Annotated in this window: 12 protein-coding genes; all 12 read left to right on the top strand. The window is 34.9% G+C overall.

What is annotated here, in order from left to right:
- Positions 1-95: 95 nt before the first annotated feature.
- Positions 96-626 carry an SMI1/KNR4 family protein gene (locus DW033_RS23725; RefSeq protein WP_004295476.1) on the top strand — a complete coding sequence of 177 codons (531 nt, stop codon included), beginning with the start codon at positions 96-98 and terminating at the stop codon, positions 624-626.
- Between the two features lie 86 nt (positions 627-712).
- On the top strand, positions 713-1,408 hold the full coding sequence (locus DW033_RS23730) for an Imm19 family immunity protein (RefSeq protein WP_009040066.1): 696 nt from the start codon (positions 713-715) through the stop codon (positions 1,406-1,408).
- Between the two features lie 88 nt (positions 1,409-1,496).
- Positions 1,497-1,898 (top strand): SUKH-3 domain-containing protein, encoded by a 402-nt coding sequence (locus DW033_RS23735; protein ID WP_032851350.1) that lies wholly within the window; start codon positions 1,497-1,499, stop codon positions 1,896-1,898.
- 71 nt (positions 1,899-1,969) lie between these two features.
- Positions 1,970-2,965, top strand: a complete 996-nt coding sequence (locus DW033_RS23740) for an SMI1/KNR4 family protein (RefSeq protein WP_007558975.1) — start codon at positions 1,970-1,972, stop codon at positions 2,963-2,965.
- Positions 2,966-3,036: 71 nt separating this feature from the next.
- Positions 3,037-3,660: a hypothetical protein gene (locus tag DW033_RS23745; protein ID WP_009132149.1), complete on the top strand. Its 624-nt coding sequence runs from the start codon at positions 3,037-3,039 to the stop codon at positions 3,658-3,660.
- A gap of 84 nt (positions 3,661-3,744) precedes the next feature.
- Positions 3,745-4,326: an SMI1/KNR4 family protein gene (locus tag DW033_RS23750; protein WP_028728889.1), complete on the top strand. Its 582-nt coding sequence runs from the start codon at positions 3,745-3,747 to the stop codon at positions 4,324-4,326.
- Between the two features lie 73 nt (positions 4,327-4,399).
- A complete protein-coding gene (locus tag DW033_RS23755; RefSeq protein WP_028728888.1) occupies positions 4,400-4,804 on the top strand; it encodes an SMI1/KNR4 family protein in 405 nt (134 codons plus the stop codon).
- A gap of 79 nt (positions 4,805-4,883) precedes the next feature.
- Entirely contained in the window at positions 4,884-5,471 is a 588-nt protein-coding gene (locus DW033_RS23760; RefSeq protein WP_044192934.1) for a hypothetical protein, read from the top strand.
- Positions 5,472-5,545: 74 nt separating this feature from the next.
- Positions 5,546-6,406 carry a hypothetical protein gene (locus DW033_RS23765; RefSeq protein ID WP_028728886.1) on the top strand — a complete coding sequence of 287 codons (861 nt, stop codon included), beginning with the start codon at positions 5,546-5,548 and terminating at the stop codon, positions 6,404-6,406.
- Positions 6,375-6,932 carry a DUF4265 domain-containing protein gene (locus DW033_RS23770; RefSeq protein WP_223805097.1) on the top strand — a complete coding sequence of 186 codons (558 nt, stop codon included), beginning with the start codon at positions 6,375-6,377 and terminating at the stop codon, positions 6,930-6,932. The genes DW033_RS23765 and DW033_RS23770 overlap by 32 nt, the downstream gene beginning before the upstream one ends.
- Positions 6,933-7,005: 73 nt before the next feature.
- Positions 7,006-7,497 (top strand): Imm9 family immunity protein, encoded by a 492-nt coding sequence (imm9, locus tag DW033_RS23775; RefSeq protein WP_008620116.1) that lies wholly within the window; start codon positions 7,006-7,008, stop codon positions 7,495-7,497.
- A 35-nt stretch (positions 7,498-7,532) separates the two neighbouring features.
- Positions 7,533-8,039 carry an Imm25 family immunity protein gene (locus DW033_RS23780; RefSeq protein ID WP_117899961.1) on the top strand — a complete coding sequence of 169 codons (507 nt, stop codon included), beginning with the start codon at positions 7,533-7,535 and terminating at the stop codon, positions 8,037-8,039.
- Positions 8,040-8,256 lie beyond the last annotated feature (217 nt).

Raw genomic sequence — 8,256 nt, forward strand, 5'->3', positions numbered from 1 at the left:
CAAATTTCAAATAGGTTTATAACAAGCAGATAAATCTCTCTGAAAGATTGATTATCCACCGAACATTATGTGCCACAAAAAAAGAAAATGAGAATATGAAACAAGAATTTGAAGGTTTTGATTTTACAAACTTTTGGGATGATAATTACTATGCCCGCAAGGAGTATATCAGTGATGCCCCAACTGATGAATTGATAGCTGATGTAGAGAAAGAATTAGGATACAAGTTGCCAGCTTCCTATATATGGCTGATGAAGCAGCATAATGGAGGCATCCCTTTCAATACATGCTTCCCTACTGATTCACCCACAAATTGGGCTGAAGACCATATTGCTATAACTGGCATTTACGGTATAGGTAGGGAAAAGGACTATTCACTATGTGGAGAAATTGGCAGTCAGTTTATGATTGATGAATGGGGATATCCGGAAATAGGTGTGGCTATTTGTGACTGTCCGAGTGCTGGGCATGATATGATTTTCTTGGATTATCGAGAATGTGGTCCATTCGGAGAACCAAAAGTTGTGCATATCGATCAAGAATCAGATTTCAAAATAACTACATTAGCAGAAAATTTTGAGGATTTTATACGAGGGCTTGAAAATGCTGAGAAATATGAGGAATAGTAAGTAAGGCACATAACAAGCGGAAGAATCTCCCTAAATGGTCGATTATCCGCCGAACATTAGTTGCGGTCAAAAACGAAATAAAAATGAATGTAATATCAGAAAAAGAATATTCGTTTTCAAATGCGCTTTTTTGGAACGTAATGTTACATCATCATATTCGAGCCTTTGATGAAGAAAGGGATGCGAATTTTGATGAAGTATGGGATGAAGAACTTGTACCAACATTGTTGGATGAAAAGAAGTACAAGAAATATTGGTGTTGGCTATCTCAAATTGATTTGAAAACATCCGAAAATCAAGGTGAAATAGAAAATCCAAGAACTCTAACACTTCCTATCGGCAGCGATATTGTATTGACAATAGAATTTCATCCTTGCTGTACATATTATTTTTTGAATGACACTTTAATCGGGGAAGTTAGTGGCAACTTTCACTTGAAGTATCTCACATATTCGGAATTAATGAGGATTACAAAAGAGAAATATGGAGATGTACTGTTCCATTTACTCTTACCTTTGTCTGCAATCAGGGAACAAGAAAAAGACATAGCACTTAATGCAATAATCCAACGATTGCAACAAATTCCCTTATTCAAGGAACATTCCGCATATATAGGTAAATGTATCTTGAATGGATTATTAATATCCAACTCTGACATACAAGAAATTCCCAAGATAGGAACGATATGTACAAGCAATCATTCATATAGAAATGCTTTGGTATATGATGATGAAAGGCAGGAAATAAAGGAGCTAAATATCCTTTTATCGAGATTATAAATATGCAACTAACAAGCGGATTAATCTCCTATAAAGGTCGATTATCCACAGAACATTATCAATGTGCAAAATAAAAAATAAAAGTAGTATGGAACTGAAGCAATATCTTAAAACAAATTGCCACTGGGAAAATCGGGTAATCATAAGCCCGAATGAGCTTATGGCAATTTATTCTAAAGCAAACTACCAACCGACTCCAAAGTTGATAGATTTCCTTATTTATTTCTACAATCAGGAATTTCAGTTTCCAAAAGTGGATGTGCATTTTAATCTAAAGAAAACATTAAACGATAATCCGCATTACTTATTCTACGACCAATTTTGTGAACTACTCCATGTTTCGGATATTTGTCCTTTTGGGGAATACGAACATGGATATATGGTCTTGCTTGTTGATAGTAAAAACAACATATACGGCGTAATGGATGATTATGTTGAACGGTTTGGAAATGATTATTTCAAAATGCTAAATCAACTTTATAATCGGTAAGGCATTGATAACAAACAGCAGACCGACTGAATAAGCGGAACGCTGCCAAACATTATCTGCCCATAAAAAGAATGAATATGAAAATAGAATTAGAAAATTGCCAAAAAAGTCTTACTCTCAAAGATTTTGAAGAAATAGAGAGTAAATTGGGTTATGCCTTGCCGGAAAGACTGAAAGAGTTCTATTTACAATATAATGGAGGTTCTACGAAACAGACCGCAAGCATAAATAAATATCAAGAGGTGGAAATTGAAGATTTCTTCCCATTCAAATATAACAAGGATTTTAAGAATGACCCCAGATATACGGCAGAAGGCGAAACATTAGAGTTAAGAAAAGCTGGAGCTATATCTGATAGCATTCTTATTTTTGCTATGGAATCTACCGATGAAGGTCGGATTACCATAGACTTGGTTAATGGAAAGATCTATCTTTACCCTATTGTGGGGATGCAAGATGTAATCTTCAATTTTGGAGAGCCACGACTTGTTGCAAATTCAATAGATGATTTCTTTGACAATCTCGTTGTTTTGGACGGGCACAAAGCAATTCCAGCAATAGAAGAAATCGAAGAGGGACAAACGGAGACAGCAGGTGTAATGCCTGAACTTTCGGACTGTTCGGCTTCGCTAACAAAAGAAGATATAAAGAATTTTGAGGTTGAGTTGAATGTAAAGATTCCGGCAGGCATGAAGAACTTTTACCTCAAGTTCAACGGTGGTATGCCATCACCATATTGTTATCAACCGCAGGACGAGGATTTGGATCGGGTGGAGATAAATGCGTTCTTTCCGATAAAGGAACGCACCAATGCTTTTGAAACAATTGAAGTCATAGCCAAAGATATATGGAGTAGGAATTTAATGCCATGCAATCTGTTGCCTTTTGCTATGGATTCGGGTGGAAACTATTATGCGTTGAACTTGAAGAATAAAAAGATTTACTATTACTTGACTGACGAGTGGGACGAAAACGCTTCAAGAGAATACAACTTTGAAACAAATACTCGTTACATCGCCCAGTCATTCAATTACTTTATAAATCATTTTATCGAAGAAGAGGAATAAAGCGGGCAGATAACAAGCGGATCAATCTCCTTTAATGATGATTATCCACCGAACATTATTCGCAAAAACAAATGGAAGAAAAAAACTATATATCAAACTTTGATTGCTCGCTTTGGCAAATTGATGATTGGGGACTATATACAGCCAAATCTCCTATCTATATCAATTCTTTGGGCAGCGATTTTAATGTGTGGTTTGATGTGGACGGCGAGAGTTTTCCTACCGACAAACAGCTTGTTGCATGGGCGGGATTTTGCAATATTAATTCAAATGAAATAAAAGAAATGATGATTGACGGTCTTACAAAGTTAGTAGATAAAATGGATGTCTTGCCAAATGATGTAGAGCCGGAATTTGGTCCGATATATAGACCTATGGCGATTTCGAGAAATGCCAAACGCTCTATTGAAGCTGTAAGACATAGTAGAAAGACATTAGGTAAAGTGGCAAAATCCACCTTAAAATGCAATTCGGTTGTTGTACCGTTACAAGATAAAGCTCCAGTTAGATTTATTGTAATGAACTTTGAAATTGGTCGTCGCCCTTATGAAATGGAAGCTGTTTTTTGTAATGAAAAGATGCTTATGGTCGGTGAAAACTCTGGCATTTGGACTCGCCTTGAATGGATAAATGAGTTTAATGTTCCAATGTTTAATATTGGAACGGCATTACATCCATATTGGCGACCCGAATAATATGCGAATAACATGCACCTGTTCCGCCTAACGGCGGCAAGCTGCAAACCATTAGTCGCTTGAAAAAATAAAAGAAAAAAGAATATGAGTGCGTTTACAGAAATAAAGAAATACATTCAGACTTTTGAAAAGTATGGATGTAAAGAATATGAAAACGGGACAAAAGAATATGGTCATGCACCTTTCATTGCTCCTGAAGCATATAATTTTTGCGTCTTTGCTACGCTAAATGAAGATGATATTGTTGAGTTAGAGCGAGATTTGAAAAGAGAGATTCCGGCTCAATTCCGCTCGTTTTTAATGACTGATTCCAATGGCTTACATCTTTTCTTCCATTTCAGTTTGTATGGAATGAGAAAATCATATAATCGAAATCCAAACGCGACTCCAGAGCCTTATGGCTTAATTGAGTCAAACATTTACGAAAGACCTAAAAACGCAAAAGATACTTATTTTTTCATTGGAGGATATAGATATGATGGCTCAAAGCTCTATATAGATTCTGAAAATGGAAAGGTTCATTTCTGTAAAAGTAGAGATGCTACCTCTCTCTTGTCATGGGATTCTTTTGAAGATATGCTCATATCAGAATCCCAAAGACTATTTACGCTTTACGATGATAGAGGTAGAATGCTTGTGTCAAGAGAAAAAACACTACCGATATAGAATAAGCGACTAACAAACAGCAAACCGACTAAAAGCGGAACGCTGCCAAACATTAGCCACCGAGGAAATAAATATGAAAAAGGAACTTATAGAACGATTGAGAAGATTTCTAACGGCACATGATATGATTGGGACACCTGCATCTGATGAGCAGGTATTATGTGCGGAACAAGAGTTAGGAGTAAAATTTAGTTCTGACTATATAGACTTTATCAAGAATTTCGGAACAGCATACGCAGGAATGATGATTAATGCTTTAGACGGCAATGAAAATGTGGTCGAAGAAACTAAATCATTAAGAGAAGTTCATCCTGAAGTTACAGATACTTATGTGATTTCAGATGATGGTTCTGGCAATCCCATAATGATAAATTCTAAAGGAGAGGTCGAAATATACTATCATGATAGTGATGCCGAAATAAAAACCATCGCTCCATCGTTAGAACAATATATAGAAGATAATTTTCCTGAATGGTAAAAGCGGTTGCTAACAAACAGATGAAACATTGAAGGCGGTTTATCTGCCGGACATTATCGTCATTAAAATAAAAACGAACATGGAGAAAGGAATAAAAAGAATTGAGCAGAATGGTGTTCACGTTGCATATCTTACTTGTCCTCAAATCAAATTGAACAAGTATAAAAATGCAACCATGTTATCGTTGTGGCATATTAAAGGCAACTCAATGGATTTTATTTTGGATATGCCCGAATTGCAAGATATCAGGATGTATTCGTGTAAATTCAATGACTATACAGCATTAAACAAATTGACACATCTAAAGAGATTATGTATTAATGGTATTGCCACAAAAGAAGAGCAAACATTTGATTATATAGCCAATCTTTCTCCTTTAGAAGAACTAATCATTTGTAACATAAAACCGTTTAGCAAATTCCCCAATTTATCGAACTTACATAGTTTATATTGGTTATTTATTTGGGAATGTAAAAATTTAGTTGATATAAAAAACATTGCCGATATTCCCAATTTGCGTGTATTTGATTGGTGTTGTTCTCAATTAAAGCCTACTGAATTGGAATTTGTAATGCAAAAAGACAGTATTCAAAAAGTTGCTGCTCAATTTGGAGGAAAGAGGTTAAATGAAGAATTTAAATCATTATTAATGAAGTACAATTTATGACGATAACAAGCGGATGAATCTCCCTAACGGTCGATTATCTGCCGGACATTAGCCACTTAAAAATAATAATAAAAATGACACATAACGAAGCCATAGAACTATTGTTGAAAGAGTACACTTCTTCTGACAAGAAGCGGCTTACTGAGCTATTCATACAAACCTTGCCAATAGGTCGGATTCATTTTGGGCTTCAAGTTTTGTCGAAAATGAAAACATATTATGTTCATTCATATTCAATATACGACATTCCTAAAACAGGTGATTTTTACAAAGACGAGAGGTTGTGGATAAAAGAAAATAAAAAACTATTCTTAGAAAGAAAATACCTCTCCTTTGAGAATATGACCGTAGAACAACAAAGAGAAATTATGGATGAACCTACAATAAACTCTTGTTATATTTGTTCGTCTTCCTTTGAGAAAGATATTGAAAAATATCCATTCAATCCCAAATATGGGGTGAATGAATCTGATGTTTTTCACATGGTACAATGCTTACAGCAAGAGAATAGGGAAAGTGTGAATTTCCTGTATGATCCCAAACAACAAAAGGAAGGGCTGAGTATTCTTAAAGAAATCTTTGAGACTATCACATCCGTGCAGGAATCAGACGGGATTCGTTATGTGTACAAATTGTTGAAGAAAAAAGAATTTTTCAAGCATTGGAAGAAAGAGGAAAAGCGTATAAGTGTTAAGTTTGCAGAATTAGCTTTACAACGTCTGTTGGAAATAATGGGATACCTTAGTATTCTCCACACTGAAAAATATAGAGGTTCCTTTTATGAGTTTAATGAAGGATGTACTCCAAGAAGCAGCCGAAGTTCTGATTGGAATTACCCAGTGGATTTTTGGAGAGGCAAAAACGGCATTGATAAGATAGCTTTTCAGTATTGGTTTGGAGAGTATGATGAACTTGAAAAATTCTGGAAACAATAGAGCGACTAACAAACGGATTAATCTACCAACAGCCGATTATCCACCTAACATTATCAACTTATTAATGAATAAAATGAAAAAAGACAAACATATAAAAGTGCTATTCCACTTGGAACAAGATGAAGATGGCTATCCACCATTTTCTATTGAAGGTTTGTGGTGCAAAAAGGCAAGTAATGATACCTATATTGTCGATAATGTGCCATTCTATACCTATGGAATCAGTTTGGGGGATGAGATATGTGTTACAGAAGAAGATGGCGAATATCATTTTCAATCCATAGTGAATCCCTCTGGAAATAGCACATTGAGGGTACATTTTAACGATAAACGTATGCAGATGGTCAGAGACAAACTACTTGATATGGGATGCAAGGTAGAGATTTCTAATCTCTCTTCATTCGTATCCATAAATGTACCACAAGAAGTTTCCTTAAAAGTGGTCGAAGATGTTCTGACCAATATGCAAAAAGAATGTGATAGTTTGGCTTATGAACATGGTGTTGTCAGACAAAATATAAGTTGATAACAAACAGCAGACCGACTGAATAAGCGGAACGCTGCCGAACATTATAAACTCTGGATATAAGGATGAATGTATGAATAATCAATATGCAGTTTTAATAAGTAGTGAAATCCCTGAACTTGGAGAATTGGACTTACTGCGCTCAATTTACCGAGAGTTGAATGGTTATATGGAAGATTACAATAACCAAATCAACTTAGATGATTTGGGAGATTGGAAACTTCTCATACAGATAAATCTTCGAAATACTAATGGGGGGATTGGGATTTTCAAACGGGCAAAACGTTTCCCATCTAATAAAGAGTTTGAAATATCTATTTCCATACCAGTACCAAATTTGGAGGAAGCACGCTATGGAATATCCGATATGACGGGGATTTATATTCCTTTAAATATTAAAAACTTCTACATTCTTTCTCCATGCTTTAGTAAATATGATAATTTGTATCATTATATTCTTGAGAGTGCAAAACAAACCATAGATGCAGCTTTTACTTATGGCTTTACATGTAACGGCAAAAGAATAAAGAAAAAAGAGTTTATAACAAACAGCACTACCGACTGAATAAGGCGGAACGCTGCAAACCATTAGTAATAAATATGAAATCTGAATTTCACAGTGTTATAAATGAATTTCAACGTTTACTCAATGAGTATAACTTTAAGTGCCCTAAGAAATTATGGTATGATGATCTTATATGTTTAAGTAAACATATCATTGATATATATTATTGTTATATAATAGCACGAGTATATAAACATAATGGCTCATTAGAAGTAACAATGTGGGTTGGTGTCATTGATCGTCCGGATGATGGGCTTGAAAATCTGTCAGCAAACATTAAGATCCAGATTGGATATAACCAAACCTGCGATGAAACTTTTTTCAAAGAATGCGAAGGTAAAATAGTCAATATTATTGAAAGCGGCAGTTTGGTTAATTTAATTAATGTGTCTCAAATAGAAATGAAGACACCTTCTTTTCATAATGGGCGATATGAGGTGTTTACCTTATATCTCATGCCGTTTTATAAGATGGTCTTGGAACAGGCTAATTACAATAAGAAGATACTAAACAGTAAAAAAAAACTGCCGGGTTATTATTGAAAATATTTTCAATAATAACCTATCAGGGGAAATGAAAATGTTCTTTGATAAACTTGGGCTAAATTCCACTATTGACATAATTTGGGAGTTATGTTACATTTATTCTCTGTGAAATATATTACTAACAAGGTCGATATAACAGCTAAACGCTGTCCCTCACCAACCCATTATAAACTCGTAAAATAAAAATATGATTGAAGCACTGAAAAATATAGGA

The sequence above is a fragment of the Parabacteroides sp. AF39-10AC genome (assembly GCF_003635405.1).
Lineage (GTDB): Bacteria > Bacteroidota > Bacteroidia > Bacteroidales > Tannerellaceae > Parabacteroides > Parabacteroides distasonis.